This is a genomic window from Methylomonas rapida, from assembly GCF_024360925.2.
GTDB classification, from domain to species: Bacteria; Pseudomonadota; Gammaproteobacteria; order Methylococcales; family Methylomonadaceae; genus Methylomonas; species Methylomonas rapida.
The window spans coordinates 2,778,753-2,797,301 of the sequence record NZ_CP113517.1; the positions used below are offsets into that span (position 1 = coordinate 2,778,753).

The 18,549-nt window shown below is 54.6% G+C and carries 19 protein-coding genes and 1 pseudogene; 15 read left to right on the forward strand and 5 right to left on the reverse strand.

Annotated features, from left to right (window positions below):
* The first annotated feature begins 4 nt into the window (after positions 1-4).
* The 8 genes and pseudogenes from NM686_RS13035 to NM686_RS13070 form a co-directional block, all read left to right on the forward strand.
* Complete coding sequence (locus NM686_RS13035) at positions 5-262, forward strand: RRXRR domain-containing protein (protein WP_255188287.1); 258 nt, start codon at positions 5-7, stop codon at positions 260-262.
* Positions 259-2,673: a type IV secretion system protein TraC gene (gene traC / locus NM686_RS13040; protein ID WP_255188288.1), complete on the forward strand. Its 2,415-nt coding sequence runs from the start codon at positions 259-261 to the stop codon at positions 2,671-2,673. Before NM686_RS13035 ends, traC begins: the two co-directional genes overlap by 4 nt.
* On the forward strand, positions 2,663-2,980 hold the full coding sequence (locus tag NM686_RS13045) for a hypothetical protein (protein ID WP_255188289.1): 318 nt from the start codon (positions 2,663-2,665) through the stop codon (positions 2,978-2,980). The genes traC and NM686_RS13045 overlap by 11 nt, the downstream gene beginning before the upstream one ends.
* Complete coding sequence (gene lepB, locus NM686_RS13050) at positions 2,958-3,548, forward strand: signal peptidase I (RefSeq protein WP_255188290.1); 591 nt, start codon at positions 2,958-2,960, stop codon at positions 3,546-3,548. The genes NM686_RS13045 and lepB overlap by 23 nt, the downstream gene beginning before the upstream one ends.
* 55 nt (positions 3,549-3,603) lie before the next feature.
* A complete protein-coding gene (locus tag NM686_RS13055) occupies positions 3,604-4,734 on the forward strand; it encodes a TrbC family F-type conjugative pilus assembly protein (RefSeq protein ID WP_255188291.1) in 1,131 nt (376 codons plus the stop codon).
* On the forward strand, positions 4,731-5,762 hold the full coding sequence (locus NM686_RS13060) for a TraU family protein (protein WP_255188292.1): 1,032 nt from the start codon (positions 4,731-4,733) through the stop codon (positions 5,760-5,762). Before NM686_RS13055 ends, NM686_RS13060 begins: the two co-directional genes overlap by 4 nt.
* 2 nt (positions 5,763-5,764) lie before the next feature.
* Positions 5,765-8,542: a conjugal transfer mating pair stabilization protein TraN gene (gene traN, locus NM686_RS13065; RefSeq protein WP_255188293.1), complete on the forward strand. Its 2,778-nt coding sequence runs from the start codon at positions 5,765-5,767 to the stop codon at positions 8,540-8,542.
* Positions 8,543-8,623: 81 nt separating this feature from the next.
* Positions 8,624-8,968: pseudogene (locus NM686_RS13070) on the forward strand (transposase); the annotation flags it as partial.
* Between the two features lie 488 nt (positions 8,969-9,456).
* On the opposite strand, the gene NM686_RS13075 reads toward NM686_RS13070, so the two are convergent.
* From NM686_RS13075 to NM686_RS13090, 4 genes are read right to left on the reverse strand one after another with little or no spacing between them, the layout of a single operon-like run.
* Positions 9,457-10,491: a radical SAM/SPASM domain-containing protein gene (locus NM686_RS13075; RefSeq protein WP_255188294.1), complete on the reverse strand. Its 1,035-nt coding sequence runs from the start codon at positions 10,489-10,491 to the stop codon at positions 9,457-9,459.
* A 4-nt stretch (positions 10,492-10,495) separates the two neighbouring features.
* Positions 10,496-10,897, reverse strand: a complete 402-nt coding sequence (locus NM686_RS13080) for a hypothetical protein (RefSeq protein WP_255188295.1) — start codon at positions 10,895-10,897, stop codon at positions 10,496-10,498.
* Positions 10,881-11,258, reverse strand: a complete 378-nt coding sequence (locus NM686_RS13085; RefSeq protein WP_255188296.1) for a hypothetical protein — start codon at positions 11,256-11,258, stop codon at positions 10,881-10,883. Before NM686_RS13085 ends, NM686_RS13080 begins: the two co-directional genes overlap by 17 nt.
* Positions 11,248-11,673 (reverse strand): hypothetical protein, encoded by a 426-nt coding sequence (locus tag NM686_RS13090; RefSeq protein WP_255188297.1) that lies wholly within the window; start codon positions 11,671-11,673, stop codon positions 11,248-11,250. The genes NM686_RS13085 and NM686_RS13090 overlap by 11 nt, the downstream gene beginning before the upstream one ends.
* On the opposite strand from NM686_RS13090, the gene tnpA (NM686_RS13095) reads away from it, so the two are divergent.
* The 3 genes from tnpA (NM686_RS13095) (at position 11,666) to tnpC (NM686_RS13105) (ending at position 13,976) form a co-directional block, all read left to right on the forward strand.
* Positions 11,666-11,959, forward strand: coding sequence for an IS66 family insertion sequence element accessory protein TnpA (tnpA, locus tag NM686_RS13095; protein ID WP_255187174.1), 294 nt, complete (start codon positions 11,666-11,668; stop codon positions 11,957-11,959). The two genes, NM686_RS13090 and tnpA (NM686_RS13095), sit on opposite strands and share 8 nt — an antisense overlap.
* Complete coding sequence (gene tnpB, locus NM686_RS13100) at positions 11,947-12,297, forward strand: IS66 family insertion sequence element accessory protein TnpB (protein ID WP_255187173.1); 351 nt, start codon at positions 11,947-11,949, stop codon at positions 12,295-12,297. The genes tnpA (NM686_RS13095) and tnpB (NM686_RS13100) overlap by 13 nt, the downstream gene beginning before the upstream one ends.
* Before the next feature lie 86 nt (positions 12,298-12,383).
* Complete coding sequence (tnpC, locus tag NM686_RS13105) at positions 12,384-13,976, forward strand: IS66 family transposase (protein WP_255187172.1); 1,593 nt, start codon at positions 12,384-12,386, stop codon at positions 13,974-13,976.
* Here tnpC (NM686_RS13105) and NM686_RS13110 read toward each other — a convergent pair.
* Positions 13,973-14,452, reverse strand: coding sequence for a hypothetical protein (locus tag NM686_RS13110; RefSeq protein WP_255188298.1), 480 nt, complete (start codon positions 14,450-14,452; stop codon positions 13,973-13,975). The two genes, tnpC (NM686_RS13105) and NM686_RS13110, sit on opposite strands and share 4 nt — an antisense overlap.
* A gap of 166 nt (positions 14,453-14,618) precedes the next feature.
* Between NM686_RS13110 and NM686_RS13115 the strand changes: the two genes are divergently transcribed.
* From NM686_RS13115 to tnpC (NM686_RS13130), 4 genes are all read left to right on the forward strand, one after another.
* Complete coding sequence (locus tag NM686_RS13115) at positions 14,619-15,953, forward strand: IS1380 family transposase (protein WP_255188233.1); 1,335 nt, start codon at positions 14,619-14,621, stop codon at positions 15,951-15,953.
* Between the two features lie 141 nt (positions 15,954-16,094).
* Complete coding sequence (gene tnpA / locus NM686_RS13120; protein WP_255187174.1) at positions 16,095-16,388, forward strand: IS66 family insertion sequence element accessory protein TnpA; 294 nt, start codon at positions 16,095-16,097, stop codon at positions 16,386-16,388.
* The gene (gene tnpB, locus NM686_RS13125; protein ID WP_255187173.1) at positions 16,376-16,726 is read left to right on the forward strand and encodes an IS66 family insertion sequence element accessory protein TnpB; all 351 of its coding nucleotides are present in this window, start codon (positions 16,376-16,378) and stop codon (positions 16,724-16,726) included. The genes tnpA (NM686_RS13120) and tnpB (NM686_RS13125) overlap by 13 nt, the downstream gene beginning before the upstream one ends.
* Before the next feature lie 86 nt (positions 16,727-16,812).
* Positions 16,813-18,405 carry an IS66 family transposase gene (gene tnpC, locus NM686_RS13130; RefSeq protein WP_255187172.1) on the forward strand — a complete coding sequence of 531 codons (1,593 nt, stop codon included), beginning with the start codon at positions 16,813-16,815 and terminating at the stop codon, positions 18,403-18,405.
* Positions 18,406-18,549: the final 144 nt, after the last annotated feature.

Consider the following 18,549-nt stretch of genomic DNA (forward strand, 5'->3'; position numbering starts at 1 on the left):
AACGATGACCGGTTCAAGTATTGATACCGAGAACGCGGCGGGCAACCGCCGCCCTTGTCCATCAGCGAAGGCCACGCGCAGCGTCAAGGTCCAAGCCGCCAATGGCCAGCCGATCAACCCCTGTCATCCGGCTAGAGCCCGGCAGTTGAAACGCAAAAAGCGTGCGGTTCGGGTTTGCCGGCATCCTTTCACGATTCGTTTACATCCGGAATGTCCAGCCGAAGCCTTGCAGCAACTTTATGAAGAGGATAAAGCACTATGACCACCGTGCAACGCCCCCGTGCCGATCAGTTATTCACGGTACTGGCTTACGAAGTTGACCATCATCTGTTCTTGATGGCCGATAGCAGCATTGGTTTTGGCTTTCTGTGCCGACCGCTGACCGGCGCGGATGCCAGCGTGTCCGCGCGGGTCAACGTGTTGCTGAACCAGGACTGGCCGACGGACACGCTGTTGCAGGTGAGCCTTTGGACCTCGCCGGACATCGAAGAGTCGCTGGCTATCATGCAAACGCGGCGCCTCAAGCAGCAAAAGTCGACCTATAAAACCATGACCCAGGCCAGCGTGGAATTCCTGCGGCGGGGTACGACCAAAGCCCCGGAAGCGATTTCAGGGGCACGCCTCCGGCGCAGTCACATTCTGGTGAGCGTCAAACTCCCCATGGCATCCCCCCGACCGAGCGAAACCGACATCCGCCGTGCCAGCGAATTGCAATTGGCCACCCAGCAGTCCCTGGCGACCATCGGCTTGTATCCGGAGGTTTTGGGTGCCGATCAATATGTGCGCATCCTCAACACGCTGCTCAACTGGCAGCCCGATGCCGGCTGGAAAGACCGCGTGGTCCCAGAATGTGACCCGACCCAACTCATCCGCGACCAATTGCTGGATTACGATAACGCCATTCGAACCGACGAGAAAGGCATTTGGCTTGGATCAAAACGGGTAAAGACCCTATCCGCCAAACGCACGCCCGACCATTTTTACTTCGGCAGCGCCAAAAGTTACTTGGGCGACATTCTCTCCGGCACCCGCGGTATAAGGCAAAACACCTTGCTCAGTCTGACCCTGCATTACCCCGATGCCGAATCAACCCGCACCCGCCAGGAAGGCGTGCGGCAATTCATCACCAACCAGGTCAACACTCCCATTGCCCGGTTTTTGCCGGTGCTGGTACAACGCAAACACCATTTCGACGTGTTGTTCGACGCCTACCGTGACGGCGACAGGCCTATTCGGGCCTATTTCGGGGTGCTGCTGTTTTGCGACGAAGCCGAAGAAGCGGCGGCGGTGTCCAATGCCCGTGTGTATTTTCGGGAGCTGGGTTTTCAGCTACTGGAAGACAAGTATTTCTGCCTGCCGTTTTTCTTGAACTGTTTGCCCTTCGGTCCGGAACGCGCGGCGATTGCCGACCTGAAACGCTATCGCACCCTGGCCACGCGCCATGCGATTCCGTTATTACCGCTGTTCGGCGATTGGGCCGGCACCGGTACGCCGACCTTGAATTTCGTCTCCCGTAACGGCGAACACATGGCGGTGTCGTTGTTCGACACCACCGGCAACTACAACCTCTGCATTGCCGCCGAATCCGGCAAAGGCAAATCCTTCCTAACCAACGAAATCATCGTCAGCTACCTGACCGAAGGCGCGCAAATCTGGGCGATCGATGTCGGCCGCTCCTATGAAAACCTCTGTGAGGTGCTGGAAGGTGATTTCGTCAAATTCACTCACGGTTCGGGGATTTGCATGAACCCGTTCGAGATCGTGCAGAACTTCGAGGAGGAAGCCGACATGCTGGCCGGCTTAGTCAGCCAGATGGCGGCGCCGACCGAGAAACTCACCGACTTTCAAACCGCCGGTCTCAAGCGGATATTGAAGCAACTGTGGACTGAAAAAGCCCAATCCATGTCGGTGGACGACATTGCAAAATGCCTGTGTACCGAAGCCGATCAGCGTTTGAAGGATGTCGGCGAGCAGTTGTTTCCATTCACCACCCGAGGCGAATACGGTCGCTACTTCAACGGTAAAAACAACGCCAAGTTCGCTCGCGACTTTACCGTATTGGAATTGGAGGAGCTAAAAGGACGTAAGCATCTGCAACAAGTCGTACTTTTGCAATTGATCTACCAGATCCAGCAGGAAATGTATCTCGGCGAACGTAACCGGCCCAAAATCGTGATCATCGACGAAGCCTGGGATTTACTCACCGAAGGCGATGTCGCCAAGTTCATGGAGCACGGCTACCGGCGGTTTCGTAAATACGGCGGTGCGGCAGTCACCATTACCCAGTCCGTGAACGATTTATACCGCAATGCCGCTGGCCGAGCGATTGTCGAGAACTCCGCCAATATGTATTTGCTCGGTCAAAAAGCCGAAGTCATTGAAGGCATGAAGCAGGACCGCCGCTTGCCGTTGTCGGACGGCGGCTACGAACTGCTGAAAACCGTGCATACCTTGCCGGGCGCGTATTCCGAAATCTTCTTCATCACCGAGATGGGTTCCGGCATCGGCCGCCTGATCGTCGATCCTTACAAACGCATTCTGTTCTCCACCAAGCCCGAAGACGTCAATGCCTTGAAGAATTTGCGCCGGCAAGGCTTGAGCCTGGGTGATGCCATTCAACAGCTCATCGACAGTCGCAGCAGCAAACCCAGGGAGAGTGCTTATGGATCCTAAATCGCAATGGCTCAGCACCATTTTCATCGCAGCCTGTCTGGGCGGCATCGGCGGTTGGCTGGCGGTACAACAGCAACTGCAGGAACCCTTGGTGCGCCTGAATCTGGTCACGCCGGTGTTCGTGCTCGATCGCGCCAAGCTGATTCAATCGATACCGCCCAACGCCAACCAGGAACAAATGGCCAAGATCGTCGACGACTGGCAGAGCCAGGCCAAGAAACTCAGTGATGCGGGCTATCTGGTGATCGATTCGACGGCGGTGGTGGCTGCACCGGAGGATGTTTATGTTCAACATCAAACCCGGTAAGGTTATGCAAACCAATCATTCGAAATACACACTTGCACGGACCTCCACTGCCAAGCAGAGACCCTATCAAACCCGTGCCGCATTGCTGCGGTTCATCGGGAAAGCCTTGCCGATATTATTGCTGGTATTAGCGGTGGAGCGCTATATCGGTCAACGCTTTCTAATCGGCGGCGATGACCAGGTCGATCGCTGTCTACCGGATAAATGGGTGTATCTGATCGATACCCACAACAAAGACATCTGGCGCGGTGATTTGATTGCCTTTCGCGCCGAACGCATGGCGCCATTTTTCAAGGACGGCCAGATCATCGTCAAAATCGCCGCCGGCGTCACGGGTGATACCGTCCACGTCGACTCACAGCACACCACGATTAACGGTGAACGAATCATCGACGGACTGCCGTTGACGGAGAAACTCAAAAAGCCGGCCGCCAGTTTTAAACGTCACGAAACCATTCCACCTTCTGCCTATTGGGTGACGGGGCAAACCGACAAAAGCTTCGATTCGCGTTACTGGGGCTATGTCTACGATCATCAAGTGATTGGACGGGCCTATGCGTTGTTTTGAGCCACCTCAATTTCCTTGGCGGCATTCGGCGCTCTGTTTGCTTTGCTGGTTCGTTGTGCAAGCGGTTCAAGCAGAAGAAGCTTGGCTGCAACGTTCTCAAGCCATTTTGCAGGCCTTGGAAGGACAGCCTCGACCCGACTGGTTGACCGGTCAATCTGAACAGTTGGACGTGAAACGCCAGGCGCAGCAAGTCTTGGACGCCTCGCAGGCGATTCGAACGAATGTTCTATCGACGGGTTCGAAAAGTCACCTGCCGATAAATCCTTCGAGCAAACCACTCACGTTGTTGTTTGTCTCCTTCTCGCTGAGTGAGTCCGCGCTGAAAAGCATCTTCGAAGAGGCCTCAGGCCGAGACGATGTGTTGCTGGTGTTTCGCGGCCCCAAACCTGGTCAAAAACTACCGGCGTTGATGGCCGACCTCAAACGCTTGTTGAAAGGCATCGAGCCGTTGCCCAACATCATTATCGATCCCACCCGTTTTCAACGTTGGTCGGTGTCATCGGTGCCGGATATCGTCGTCGAGCAGGACGGGAAAGCCCGTTTACACGCTCGCGGTGTCAGTAGTTTGCCCTGGCTGGACGAGCAGATCAAAGCCGGCAAGCAGGGTGATTTGGGCGCCTTGGGCGATGTTGGCGAAATTACCGAAATCGACTTGCTCGAAGAGATCAAACACCGGATGGCGGCCATCGACTGGAAACACAAGCAACAACAAGCCATCGCTCGATTCTGGGCACAACAAAAATTTGAAGACTTACCCACGGCTCAGGCCGATCGTGATCGGACCGTCGATCTGACCATCACCGCCCCGCGCGATCTGACAGCGCCAAACGGTCAGATGATCGTCCGAGCCGGACAAACCGTCAATCCGTTGGCCAAGATGCCGTTTGGCTTATGCCTGATGGTGTTCGATGCCACGGTGCCGGCTCAAGTCGAGCTGATTCGGCATCAGTCCTGTCAGGACAAACAGGCCCGTGTGATGTATCTGGCCACGCAATTGTCGCGTGAAGCTGGGTGGGAGGATCTTAAAAACTTGGAAACGCTGTTGAAATCGCCTGTGTATCTGCTGACGCCGGATGTGCGCAGGCGTTTTCAATTACAGCAGGTACCGGCGATTGTCGAACAAGCCGGTAACTGTCTACTGGTTCGTGAGCGAAAACTGCCGGCCTCAACAGGAGAGCGGTCATGAAGCAATGGCTGTTGCCTTGGGTGTTGGGAAGCTTGATAACGCTGGCAACGCCGCTTGTTGCCGAAACCACGACGAATAGCATCGACCCGTTGTGCTCGGACGCCGAACTGTGGTCCGGCAAACTGATTACCGATATTTGCTGGAGCTGTCTGTTTCCGATTCATGCAGCCGGGGCGTCGCTGGGCGGTGGCAACGTACCAAGCATCGCCACCGATGAGAAGTTTTGCTTCTGCACCGATCCGATGGGTATTCCGCAACTGGGCATGACCATGGGCCTATGGAATCCGGCTCGACTGGTCGAGATCGTCCGCAATCCCTGGTGCTCGCCGGCATTGGGCGGGCATAAGTTCAGTGCTTCGAATGTGCGTCTGATCGCCACTACCGGCAAAGCCGACTTTGATGCCAGCGAGATGTCATTTTTCAATTACCACTATTTCGCCTTTCCGCTGACCATTCTGCTGGATCTGTTTTGGGATGGCCGCTGTAACAGCGATGGCTACCGGGATTTTGACTTGCTGTATGTCTCGGAATTGGATCCGACCTGGAATAGCGACTTATTGGCGTTTTTTACCAGTCCGGAGACGGCCCTGTTTGCCAATCCCGTGGCCATTTCAGCGTGCGTCGCCGATGCCGCAGCGGCGGCCACCGGTAATCCGCTGGACGCCTTGTTCTGGTGTGCTGGCGCTTGGGGGCACATGTATCCGTTGTCCGGCATATCGCCGACCAGTTACGGTACCGATCCCAGAATTACCAGCTTGTTGGCCACACGCGCCACGGCGTCCTTGCATCGCCGGGGGCTGGCCTGGAAAACATCAGGCAACGATGCTTTGTGCGGTGGCTATATCTACCCCTTTATCCCGAAATCGCAATACCGGCTATCGATGTTTTATCCGGTCGCGGAAACCGAATCCAATCACGCCATTGGCGAAACCACCTTCAAGTGGGGTGCGGGACGTACATTCCCAGGACCGGGCGAGGACCATCTCTACATCCTGTGGCGCTGGCAGGACTGCTGTGTTGGCCTATAGCGATGCGTCAGATATTTGAACCGCAAGCACTGATTACACAAAGCCTATCAGCTGTACTCTGCGTTACGCTGGCCTGGACGCCGTTTGGTGTGTCCTGGGCGGATGCGATTCAGGCGGCTGGGCGTGATGGCCAACAACTGGGTCAGCAAGTCCTAGACGGTTTTGCGTTTCCACTCGATACCGGCAATGGCACGCTGACCTTGAATCCAGGCACATCCCAAGAAAGTGCGATTTCGATTGGTACGCTGTTTCCCGATACCCAAAGTGCCACGAGCACAACTCAAGATTTCGCCAATCTCTACGGCAACAATCCCGGCACGCTGGCGGCGGGTCTGGATGCACAGACCGCCTTGAACGGCGAAACCAGCTTCACTGGTGAAGCCTATCGTACCCTGATGGACAATGCTCACCAGTCACACCCGGACTTACAGGCTGACTCACTCTGGCAAGCCGGCGATCAGGTGTTCAGCGATTTCACCCCGTGGGCACAGTCGTTCGCGGACTGCACGACCACCACGACCCAAACTGAAACCCAGCAATCGGTTCGGGTGCCGGATTATCAGCTCTGCCTTAGACAACCGACGGTACCGCAAAGCTGTACCGCCACCCACCAAGTCAATGTCGAGCCCTTGATCCATTTTGTCAGTGGCGACGGCGGTTTTTCCAGTTGCGGGCCGGGCTGCATGGATTTGTATGTCGGCCGGGTGGGTGATGATTATTGGGAATCGGATTGTGGCTTGTTTACCTGGCAGGTCAAATACGAGGTCTTACATCCGGAAGCCATCACCAGCGCCACCCTGGAGTACGTCAAATACGATGACCACACTCGGGTCTATTACGATAATCAATTGATCTATACAGGATCCAGCGGCTGGTTTGGGGATTGCGAGCTTTACACCAGTTGGAACGAATACCCCAACACCAATGTACTGTATGCTTTCAATAGCAGTGGCATCAAGGTGTTTAAGGAAGAAACCCGCGTTTCCGGACGCGGCGAAGGCTATTCGCGGATTCGACTGCGCTATGACCTGTCGAAACTGATCACCCAGGACGAATGGAGCTGGAGCGGACCGAATTGCCAAAACTTGGCCAACGCGATTACCGATGGTATTTGCCAGGCTGGCAGCCAATTGAGTTGCACGAATGATGCTGCCAACGCTTCGGGTTGTTACGTCGACCCGACTTCGCAGGTGATGGTCTGCGGCTCGGATTTGGCACAAGCCCCGGTAGCCAGTTCGACGGGGATTCGCAATACCTGTATGAGTATCCAGGCGACTGGGAACTGCGATTTGAATCAGTATGGCCAATGCTGGACCGATACCGCCGGCACCCACTGTTTGGAGCCGCCGGCGAACGGGATACCCAACAAAACCTGTGATTCGTTGGAAACCCAAGGCTGCTCGTTCATCAAAAGCCAATGTACCAGTGTCTTGGCCTCCGGCACTTGCTGGGACAGTGTCGATACCTACGACTGCGGGCAAACGGTGGGCATTCCCGAGATTCAAAGCCATACCCAACAGCAGTGTGCCGGGCCGATTCGCTGCATGGGCGAAGACTGTATCAGCGTGAATCGGACGCAGAGCCAGGATTTCAGCAAGGCGGTAGCCTTACTCAACAGCGCCCAGCAAATGGCGATGGATTTGCATTGCGATTACGCCAATGCCGATCTGCAGCAAAAGGATCCGACCACCTGTGAGGTATTCCAAGGCAAGCCGGCCAGTTGCAAAATGGTCGGCGGCGCATTGAGTCTGGTCGATTGCTGCGAAACGCCCGAGGGAGCCATGGGCTTGGGTCGGTATATCGATTTATTGTTGGCGACCAGTCAGATGGATAGCGCGGTGATGGCCATGGATAGTACGTCCATCGTTCGTGGCGCCTGGGAAACCATGCGTACCCCGTTCACGCTGGCCGGCGATGCCTGGAACGGTTTTCAGGCGGATTTTGCCTCGACGGTGAACGACTTGGTCGGTACCGACATGCTCAGTACCAGCGATATTGCTTCACAAGGTTTACTGGATTCGCTGAAAGGCGAATTAATGAAGTCGGTAGCGGAATGGATCGGCCAAACCTTTGGCGAAGCGGCCGGCAATGCTTTGTTTAGTGCCGGTGGCCAGGCGGCCTTCGACTCGGCGGGCAATCTGACACCAGCGGCTCAATCGGGCGGCGTCGAGTTGGGTGGCGGTGCCGCGGTCGCGGGCGAACTGCTCAGCACCTTGATGACGGCGTATACCGTGGTGATGATCATCATCATGATTATCCAGATCGTCTATTCCTGCGAGGAGCCTGAGTATGAACTGGCCGCCAAGAAACAGCTTAAAGTCTGCACGGATCTCGGCACCTATTGTGAAAGCAAGGTGGCTGGCGTGTGTTGGGTGCGCAAGGAAAGTTACTGCTGCTACAACTCGCCGCTGGCACGCATCCTCAACGAACAAATCAAACCGCAGCTGGGCATGGATTTCGGCACGCCGGAAAATCCCAGTTGTACCGGCATCAAAGTCGCGGATCTGGACCGCGTGGACTGGACGCAAGTCAATCTCGACGAGTGGTTGGCGATTCTGGCGCAGACTGGGCATTTGCCGACAGCCGCCAATGCCGCATCCATGCTGAATCTGGATCAACTCACCGGTACCGGCAGCCGACTCAATCCGCAGAAATACGGCGCAGCCTCCAGCGGCCGGCAAGATACCTTAACCCGCACCCAAGGCCGGATGACCGACCTGGACGTCCCTACGGTCAAACGACAGTCGGAACTGGAAGGCTGGGGTATGGGGCCGCAATGATAGGTTTACAAGTTATTGAACCGCGTCTTTCAAGCCTTTACCGGCTTTGAAGGATGGCAGTTTTGCTGCAGAAATGGTAAAGGTTCGCATTTGCTGATCGACAGCGCGGGCGTCAAAATGTTGGACGAAGGCGAATTGAAAACCAAGAAAGATTGCGCCGAATATCGTCGGCAATGGCGTAAGGTTCACCTGGGAATTGATGCCGAAACCGAAACCCTGGAGATTCGAGCGATTGAAGTCAATTCCAATCGCGTGTGAGACGCTAAAGTCTTGCTGGATCGGCTGAATCAGATTCCTCGAGACGAACGAATCAACTCAGTCAGAGGGGGCTGTGCTTACGATACCAAGAAGGACCATACCGCAATTGCCGAACGAGAGGCCGAGGCGATCATTACTGTCCGCAAAAATGGCAAGCTATGGAGAGAAAATCCCTAGGATGCCTGTGCCAGAAATGGTAAGCGCTCTATAGACAGCGTCTATAGAGCGCTTACAGGCAATTCAACATAACCTATCTTATGCGAAGTCACGGTGTAAGCGCAATATAATAATGTCCTGTTTTAGGTGACCGTAAGGATTCGTGCGATTTTGGGTAATAGCGCCCTTTCTAATTGCGAAAAACCTTTAACACAGAATTTCCGTACAGCATGTCATAAGCGACACTGTTTTTCGTACATTTTTTGGGGTGTTTTGAGCGACAATAACGGTAATTTATCGACCACCACTGGAAAACATCTGTTTTCCGGCAGACTAAACATCAGAAGATTGCATCATTGATACTTATATCGCATGAGTTTAGCTACTATTGCCCATAATCGCACGAATCCTTACCTTGACCCAGGTTGAGTATTAGCACCCCAGTCAATTCGGTATATACGAATTACGGGACAAATGGGGGTTGAACGTCGGAAAGAATTTCATCGGTTTCCGCAAACGACAAGCTCATCAAATAAAGGACAACCATTCATACAAACCGAACGGTGACTGCACTCTCCACAGCGGTCCGAACTGAAGTAACTTCGAAACATCCCCATGTTTCTAGACTTTGTCCATATGTCCAGGAGTGTTGTCTCGCTGTCCAACTGATCGCCTTCTACCAAACCACTCTGGAAAGAACAGGGATATACCTTCAAATCCTCCGACACATACATCGAGAATCTACCCGCGTCGCAAGCGTCAACCATTGAAGTGTTGGCATTCGTTCGTGCGAATACACCACTAACGCAACATGCGTCAAAACCAACTTTCAGTTTCCTTTGTGGAGAGGTGGCTAATCCGAAAAATTCATCCAGTCTTGCACTGTTACGCAAGAGTTTTTCTTCAAACACTGTTCGGCCTGATGGTTTGTAGTTCAGAAAGATTATGGCGTTTATGCCCGCCAGATATTCGGGTGGTTGGTTGAGCCAATCAATTGCGGTGTCGATGCTCCCGGCGTCCAAGATGAAATGAATGTTGGTTTTGATGCCGTGGTCAGCCAATTTCTTGATTGTCGCAGCAGTCTCATCGTATGGTGGGTAAGCAGAAACAGCTACAGCACCGCAATACTTGCTTGTGGCATTAAGGATCTCATCGCTCATACCTCGACCGTTCGTTGTGTAGTTCGGAACTACACCTTTAGTTGCAGTGTACTCTAAGATCTCTATGAAGTTTGGATGTTGGTTGGGGTTGCCGCCCCCCAACGCCACTTGAAACGTTCCCATTTCCGCAGCTTGATCAATCACTCTCTTGTAGTCATCTAGCGCCATGTGTTCGCCGCATTTCGTCGAAGACTTGTAGCAAAAAGAGCAGCCTTTATCACACCAATTTGTGATTGAAATATCCATCAACTCCGGCCCATGCGGTGACCAAAACGGGTCTTTCTTCCCCGTATCCGGAACTCGGGCGAAGAAACCCGTATCTGGATTGAAAAAGGACGTATAGCCCAAGCTCTTGTAGCGGATGGCTTTTAGCACGAAACTACCAATAATTGTTGTAGGCGTTGATGTAGAAGCGGTCTGACTTGACCTCAAACATGGCCATGCACAGAAGCGACTCCGCAAGGGGGCCATCGCTGCTCAGCGTTGAGGTAACGACGTGTTTTCCCTGCTCAATCGCATCTTTCATCTTCTCAACAACCTCCGGTGTGAACTCATGTTCTCCAGCAAGGCTATCCGCGGCCTCTTTTGTCGTTACTTGTTTTCCGTTGCGCCGAATCGAAGTACTGATCTCGGAGTACATCTGACGAAACAAATCTCCGACAGGGCCATCACCGTCCACACCGGCTGCTTTGAGAAAAACCTCTTCGCTCAACTCTTCGTCTGAGATGTACACAAACGACGTCGATGAACTGTTTGAAACGAAATCAAGTTTGACTTTCATTCTGGGCCTCTTCTAGCTTTTTAATGCATTTAAGTACGGTGTCTAGCTTGTTGTTCTCGTACGCTCTATCTATAACCTGTGGCAGCCAAGTCACCATGAACACCCTATCTGCTTCCAAATCCTCTTCGCTTAAGGCTTCCCCATACCGAATTTCCACATACTCAGCCAAATTCGCATACTCGACGGAATAATACTTTTTGAATTCACCTTTGACTTCAATAGATGCGACAAACAGTGCGTCGTAGACGGTTCCGAAAAACTGTTCGCCAAGACCTCCACGAGACACTCCCAATGCTTCGAGAAACTCTTCTCGCTTGGGCTCCCATGAAGTCGGGAGGATCAATTCTATTTCATCCCTCATACTTCCCCCGTTCTTCTGCTATTTCTTTCAGGCAATTCTGCACCTTAACAGAAACAGTATTTTTACAGGCCTCAATAGCGCCACCTACCTCCTGCGTAAGCTGAAACTTCGAGAAAATATTGAGAGTGGTCTCCCGTTCATCCCAATGAGCATATGATGCAAAATGCAATGCAAGTGCTAATGCTGAAACACCCAATCCAAGAATTTGCTCTTCTCCAAGGTCCTTCAAACTATTGAGAAGATCGCTAACCCTACCCCTCCATTTATTGTCTCGAAAATCGAAAGAATCAGAGAACATCGTTCTTATGAAACGCTCGGATTCCTCATCATCTGTAAGCGCCCAGCCGTCCCACCTGTGAAAAACATTCGTCCTACGGCATCCTGTGATTTTTTGAACAGGAGCAGGTATGGCCATCACATCGAAATGGCGTCAGCATATTGAAGCGTGGCAACGCAGTGGACTGTCGCAAGCCGAGTATTGCGCAGCGCAGCAGATCAATGTTCGCACGTTCACGGCGCGACTGAGCGACTATCGCAAATTGCCCAAAGCCGATTCGGTTGCATTGATACCCGTCCAGGTTGCGCCTTCTGAGCCCGTCGATGCGGGCATTCTCTTTACCCATGTCCAAGGCCATCGCTTGGCGCTGCCTGCTTCGGTATCAGCGCGCTGGGTGGCGGAGTTGCTGCGATGCCTGGCCTGATCGGTTATCCAGCGCAGATTTGGATTGCCGTGGCGCCGGTGGACATGCGGCGCGGCCTGGATGGCTTGTCGGCCCTCGTGCAGCACAGTTTGGGGCATGCACCTTGCGCCGGCTCGGCTTTCATCTTCCGCAATCGAGCGGGTAATCGCTTGCGCTTGCTGCTGTGGGATGGCAATGGCGTCTGGTTGTGTCAACGCCGATTGCATCAGGGCAGCTTTGTCTGGCCCAAGGCCCCTGACGCGGTGTTTGCGCTCAGCCAGGCGCAATGGCACTGGTTAGTGGCCGGTGTCGACTGGCAGCGGTTATCAGCCGTCCCCAAAGCCGAATGGCAGGTTTAAAATGAGGCTGAAAAAGAGGCTCTAAAATCCGGCAAAACCCAATAAAATCAAGGCATTCAGGGGGTTCATGGGGTATAATAAACCCCATGAATCCCTTGGCCGAACTCGATCAATTGAACCTGGAACCTGCCGCGAAAATCCACGTCACGGCAATGATTCAGACGCTGGTCGATCAAGCCGCGCAGGATGCGCAAACCATCGCCAAGAAAGACGCCAAAATCGCCGCGCTGACGCACGAATTGGCGTATTACAAGCGCATCCGCTTCAGCCACAAGAGTGAAGCCCTGGCGCCGTTGCAACGCGATGTGTTCGAGGAAACCTGGAACACCGACATGTCGGCGATTGAAGCCGAGGTCGAGCAACTACAGGACAACAGCCCATCCGATACGGTCACTCGGCCCAAACGCCCCCGTGCCGGTCGTCAACCTTTGCCTGAACATCTGCCACGCATCGAACACCGTCACGAACCCGAATCCTGCACCTGCGGTCAATGCGGTAAAGACTTGGTCAAGATCGGCGAAGACGTGACCGAGCAACTGGACGTCGAACCCGCCAAGTTTTTCGTGCATCGCCACATCCGTCCACAATACGCCTGCCGAGCCTGCGAAACCATCACGGCGGCACCGATTCCACCGGCCGTGATCGATGGCGGCATGGCGGCGATCGGTTTGCTGACTTGGGTCATGATCAGTAAATTCCTGGATCATTTGCCCTTGTACCGACTGGAACAAATCGCCGCCAGGAATGGCGTGATCCTGTCCCGCTCCACCCTGGCCGATTGGGTCGGACGCATCGGCGTGGCCTTGCTGCCCTTGGCCGATCGCCTGACTTGGCATCTATTGCAACGCGATAGCTTGCACGCCGATGAAACCCCGGTGCCACAACTCGATCCGGGCAACGGCAAAACCAAGAAAGCCTATCTGTGGGCCTACCGCAGCAACGACTTGCAACCGGGCCCCAAGATCATCGTCTTCGACTATCAAGCCGGTCGCAGCGGCCGGCATGCGCAACAGTTTCTACAAGATTGGCACGGTCACCTGATGGTCGACGACTATGGCGGCTATAAGGCCTTGTTTGCCACTGCCCGCGCGCACCCGGAAACCCGACTTCTGCTTGAACCGTGTATCGAACTGGCGTGTTGGACACATGCGCGCAGAAAGTTCTTCGACCTGTTCCAAGCCAGCCAAAGCCCCGTGGCGCAAGCCGCCTTGCAGCGGATCGGCGCCCTGTATGCCATTGAAGCCGAGGGGCGAGACATGAGCAGCGACGAGCGCCAACGCCTGCGGGCGGAAAAAAGCCAGCCTGCCTTAACCGAGCTGCACGATTGGCTGCAGAAAACCCGACTGCTGATGGCGCCCAACAGCGCAACCGCCAAAGCCATCGATTACAGTCTGAAGCGCTGGCCCGCGCTGACGCGTTACGCCGAAACCGGCGATCTGCCCATCGACAACAATCCCGTCGAGAACAGCATTCGACCCATTGCCCTGGGCAAAAAGAATTGGTTGTTCGCAGGCTCGGAACGCGCCGGCCAGCGGGCGGCCGTCATTCAAACCCTGCTCGGTACCGCCAAACTCAACGGCCTCGATCCGGCCGCTTGGCTAAGCGACACCCTGGAAAAACTCCCCACCTGGCCCAACAGCCGCATCGACGAACTGCTGCCGTTTGCTAACGCCGATTAAGTCCTGCCAGCGAGCTGGGGTCGTGGTACCGCTACGCGCTTACCATCATCTAATTTACTAACATGATCGAGCAAAATTCGAATGTTCAGATGCTCCGAGTCCTCTCTTTTTCTGAACAGGAACCAAGCAACATGTCGGAGATCGTCTTCCGCTGTGTTATCTTTCAAAATGGCCTCCACACGCTCCACGTCTTCGGGCGTTTGAATGTCTGCTGACAAGAGCGACAGATTATTCAGATAATGCTTTTGGAAGTCTTCAGAAGTCTCACAAGCGGCCAAAACTGTATCGTTATTTTGCTTGCGTGCGAGAACATAGGCGTAGCGGAAAAAACCTTCATAGATAGGCCACTTGGGAATTTTCTCAAAAATACTGTTTACTTCTAATGGATTTGACGCCGCAAGCTCCACGACAATATAGTAAGCAAGTAAGAAATCTCGTAGTTCGTCGTATGTAAATGAGAAGTTTTCGATGCCCAACGACGCAAGCAGGGCAATCGCGCTATGTTGCAGATGTTCCGAAGAGTAATTTAAAGCGATACCTGAATCCGTGACTTAAAAGGTCATCCACGGCCGCAACGCAATGATTTAAAACGCTTATTCTGGGATAATACCGCTATTCTTCCATTCACCCGGCGAGTGATTCATGAAGCGGTTTATCCTGGAGCAATCTGAAACTGAATTTTATACCAGCCATTCTGGATTAGCCTTGGTCGGTTTATGTTTGAATCAATATGGCCAGCTCAATCAGGCGCTGGAAAAAGGTATTCCGCTACGGCACGGTATTGCTCACGCCGATATTATCAAAAGCTATATAGGCACCCTTAGCCTGGGCAAAAGCGACTTCGAAGCCATCGAAAACCATCGCGACGACGACTATTTCAAAGCCGCGCTCGCCATTCATCAAGTACCCTCCAGCGCTCGCCTCAGACAGCGGCTGGATGAACACGCTGACGCCTTATTACCGATCATTTATCAAAGCAACCTCGATTTTCTGGCTCACGCCCAGGTGCCGGTAACGCCGTTAGCCACAGGCCATGTCGCGTTGGATATCGATGTTTACCCCATGAACAACGAAAAAACCTGCAAAGAAGGCGTCTCCCGAACCTACAAAGGTTTTGACGGCTACGCCCCGATTGCCCTCTATCTGGGTAAAGAGGGCTGGTGTATTGGTAATGAACTGCGCGAAGGCAAGCAGCATTGCCAATACGAATTCCGCTATGCGCTGGAGCGCGGACTCGCCGCCGCGAAACGTTTGACGACTTTGCCTTTGTTGGTCCGGCTGGATGGCGGTCACGACGCGCTCGACAATCGCATCGACTTACACGAAGCCGATCAGGTCGATTTCATCATCAAATGGAACCCGCGTAAACAAGATGCCGACGCCTGGCTGGCCTACGCCGAACAACACGGCCAGTGGACCACACCGCGCGAAGGCAAACGCGTGGCCTTGTTCAGTGTCATGGAGCAACACACTCGCAACGGTAAAACCTATACCTGTCGCAGGGTCATGCAAATCACCGAGCGCACCATCACGGCTCAAGGCCAAGCCCTCGTGCTACCGGATATCGAAATCGAAGGCTGGTGGACCAGTCTGCCGGTGGCCGATTACGACGATGCCATGGTTATTGCCCTCTATCGCGACCATGCCACCGCTGAACAATTCCACAGCGAATTCAAGACCGATCTGGATATCGAGCGCCTGCCATCCGGCAAGTTTGCCACCAACGACCTGATCATGAGCCTCAGCGCCTATAGCTACAACATCCTGCGCTGGATAGGCCTGATCGGCTTGCTGGGCGAACAAAGCCCGGTCAGGCATCCTGCCAAGCGGCGGCGTATCAAAACCGTGATCCAGGAACTGATGTATCTGGCCGCGCGACTCATCCGTAGCGGGCACCGGCTGAAGCTGCGCTTTTCACAGAGCTGTCCCGGTTTCATCGCTTTTGAATCCACCTACGCCAAACTCGCCGCCGGCTAGCGACTGATCGCTCTGCCATCGATAGCACAACGCCGCAAATTCACAGTGGCTTGGGAATCCTGCGCCGTAAGCGCCCAGCCGTCCCACCTGTGAAAAACATTCGTCCTACGGCATCCTGTGATTTTTTGAACAGGAGCAGGTATGGCCATCACATCGAAATGGCGTCAGCATATTGAAGCGTGGCAACGCAGTGGACTGTCGCAAGCCGAGTATTGCGCAGCGCAGCAGATCAATGTTCGCACGTTCACGGCGCGACTGAGCGACTATCGCAAATTGCCCAAAGCCGATTCGGTTGCATTGATACCCGTCCAGGTTGCGCCTTCTGAGCCCGTCGATGCGGGCATTCTCTTTACCCATGTCCAAGGCCATCGCTTGGCGCTGCCTGCTTCGGTATCAGCGCGCTGGGTGGCGGAGTTGCTGCGATGCCTGGCCTGATCGGTTATCCAGCGCAGATTTGGATTGCCGTGGCGCCGGTGGACATGCGGCGCGGCCTGGATGGCTTGTCGGCCCTCGTGCAGCACAGTTTGGGGCATGCACCTTGCGCCGGCTCGGCTTTCATCTTCCGCAATCGAGCGGGTAATCGCTTGCGCTTGCTGCTGTGGGATGGCAATGGCGTCTGGTTGTGTCAACGCCGATTGCATCAGGGCAGCTTTGTCTGGCCCAAGGCCCCTGACGCGGTGTTTGCGCTCAGCCAGGCGCAATGGCACTGGTTAGTGGCCGGTGTCGACTGGCAGCGGTTATCAGCCGTCCCCAAAGCCGAATGGCAGGTTTAAAATGAGGCTGAAAAAGAGGCTCTAAAATCCGGCAAAACCCAATAAAATCAAGGCATTCAGGGGGTTCATGGGGTATAATAAACCCCATGAATCCCTTGGCCGAACTCGATCAATTGAACCTGGAACCTGCCGCGAAAATCCACGTCACGGCAATGATTCAGACGCTGGTCGATCAAGCCGCGCAGGATGCGCAAACCATCGCCAAGAAAGACGCCAAAATCGCCGCGCTGACGCACGAATTGGCGTATTACAAGCGCATCCGCTTCAGCCACAAGAGTGAAGCCCTGGCGCCGTTGCAACGCGATGTGTTCGAGGAAACCTGGAACACCGACATGTCGGCGATTGAAGCCGAGGTCGAGCAACTACAGGACAACAGCCCATCCGATACGGTCACTCGGCCCAAACGCCCCCGTGCCGGTCGTCAACCTTTGCCTGAACATCTGCCACGCATCGAACACCGTCACGAACCCGAATCCTGCACCTGCGGTCAATGCGGTAAAGACTTGGTCAAGATCGGCGAAGACGTGACCGAGCAACTGGACGTCGAACCCGCCAAGTTTTTCGTGCATCGCCACATCCGTCCACAATACGCCTGCCGAGCCTGCGAAACCATCACGGCGGCACCGATTCCACCGGCCGTGATCGATGGCGGCATGGCGGCGATCGGTTTGCTGACTTGGGTCATGATCAGTAAATTCCTGGATCATTTGCCCTTGTACCGACTGGAACAAATCGCCGCCAGGAATGGCGTGATCCTGTCCCGCTCCACCCTGGCCGATTGGGTCGGACGCATCGGCGTGGCCTTGCTGCCCTTGGCCGATCGCCTGACTTGGCATCTATTGCAACGCGATAGCTTGCACGCCGATGAAACCCCGGTGCCACAACTCGATCCGGGCAACGGCAAAACCAAGAAAGCCTATCTGTGGGCCTACCGCAGCAACGACTTGCAACCGGGCCCCAAGATCATCGTCTTCGACTATCAAGCCGGTCGCAGCGGCCGGCATGCGCAACAGTTTCTACAAGATTGGCACGGTCACCTGATGGTCGACGACTATGGCGGCTATAAGGCCTTGTTTGCCACTGCCCGCGCGCACCCGGAAACCCGACTTCTGCTTGAACCGTGTATCGAACTGGCGTGTTGGACACATGCGCGCAGAAAGTTCTTCGACCTGTTCCAAGCCAGCCAAAGCCCCGTGGCGCAAGCCGCCTTGCAGCGGATCGGCGCCCTGTATGCCATTGAAGCCGAGGGGCGAGACATGAGCAGCGACGAGCGCCAACGCCTGCGGGCGGAAAAAAGCCAGCCTGCCTTAACCGAGCTGCACGATTGGCTGCAGAAAACCCGACTGCTGATGGCGCCCAACAGCGCAACCGCCAAAGCCATCGATTACAGTCTGAAGCGCTGGCCCGCGCTGACGCGTTACGCCGAAACCGGCGATCTGCCCATCGACAACAATCCCGTCGAGAACAGCATTCGACCCATTGCCCTGGGCAAAAAGAATTGGTTGTTCGCAGGCTCGGAACGCGCCGGCCAGCGGGCGGCCGTCATTCAAACCCTGCTCGGTACCGCCAAACTCAACGGCCTCGATCCGGCCGCTTGGCTAAGCGACACCCTGGAAAAACTCCCCACCTGGCCCAACAGCCGCATCGACGAACTGCTGCCGTTTGCTAACGCCGATTAAGTCCTGCCAGCGAGCTGGGGTCGTGGTACCGCTACGCGCTTACCCTGCGCCTAAAGTCCATCAAATTGAATCATGCAGGGAAAATATTCCAGATAATACGCTGCATTTCTAGCCGTTAAACTCGATTGCCTGGACCACACTTTT

Bases quoted from the DNA above. Each gene is read 5' to 3' on its own strand.
- lepB (WP_255188290.1), top strand. From the start codon at position 2,958: ATGTTCAACATCAAACCCGGTAAGGTTATGCAAACCAATCATTCGAAA.
- tnpC (WP_255187172.1), top strand. From the start codon at position 16,813: ATGAATCCCTTGGCCGAACTCGATCAATTGAACCTGGAACCTGCCGCG.
- tnpA (WP_255187174.1), top strand. From the start codon at position 11,666: ATGGCCATCACATCGAAATGGCGTCAGCATATTGAAGCGTGGCAACGC.
- tnpC (WP_255187172.1), top strand. From the start codon at position 12,384: ATGAATCCCTTGGCCGAACTCGATCAATTGAACCTGGAACCTGCCGCG.
- NM686_RS13080 (WP_255188295.1), bottom strand. From the start codon at position 10,897: ATGAAAGTCAAACTTGATTTCGTTTCAAACAGTTCATCGACGTCGTTT.
- NM686_RS13115 (WP_255188233.1), top strand. From the start codon at position 14,619: ATGAAGCGGTTTATCCTGGAGCAATCTGAAACTGAATTTTATACCAGC.
- NM686_RS13085 (WP_255188296.1), bottom strand. From the start codon at position 11,258: ATGAGGGATGAAATAGAATTGATCCTCCCGACTTCATGGGAGCCCAAG.
- NM686_RS13090 (WP_255188297.1), bottom strand. From the start codon at position 11,673: ATGGCCATACCTGCTCCTGTTCAAAAAATCACAGGATGCCGTAGGACG.
- traN (WP_255188293.1), top strand. From the start codon at position 5,765: ATGCGTCAGATATTTGAACCGCAAGCACTGATTACACAAAGCCTATCA.
- NM686_RS13060 (WP_255188292.1), top strand. From the start codon at position 4,731: ATGAAGCAATGGCTGTTGCCTTGGGTGTTGGGAAGCTTGATAACGCTG.
- NM686_RS13035 (WP_255188287.1), top strand. From the start codon at position 5: ATGACCGGTTCAAGTATTGATACCGAGAACGCGGCGGGCAACCGCCGC.
- NM686_RS13045 (WP_255188289.1), top strand. From the start codon at position 2,663: ATGGATCCTAAATCGCAATGGCTCAGCACCATTTTCATCGCAGCCTGT.
- traC (WP_255188288.1), top strand. From the start codon at position 259: ATGACCACCGTGCAACGCCCCCGTGCCGATCAGTTATTCACGGTACTG.
- tnpB (WP_255187173.1), top strand. From the start codon at position 11,947: ATGCCTGGCCTGATCGGTTATCCAGCGCAGATTTGGATTGCCGTGGCG.
- tnpB (WP_255187173.1), top strand. From the start codon at position 16,376: ATGCCTGGCCTGATCGGTTATCCAGCGCAGATTTGGATTGCCGTGGCG.
- tnpA (WP_255187174.1), top strand. From the start codon at position 16,095: ATGGCCATCACATCGAAATGGCGTCAGCATATTGAAGCGTGGCAACGC.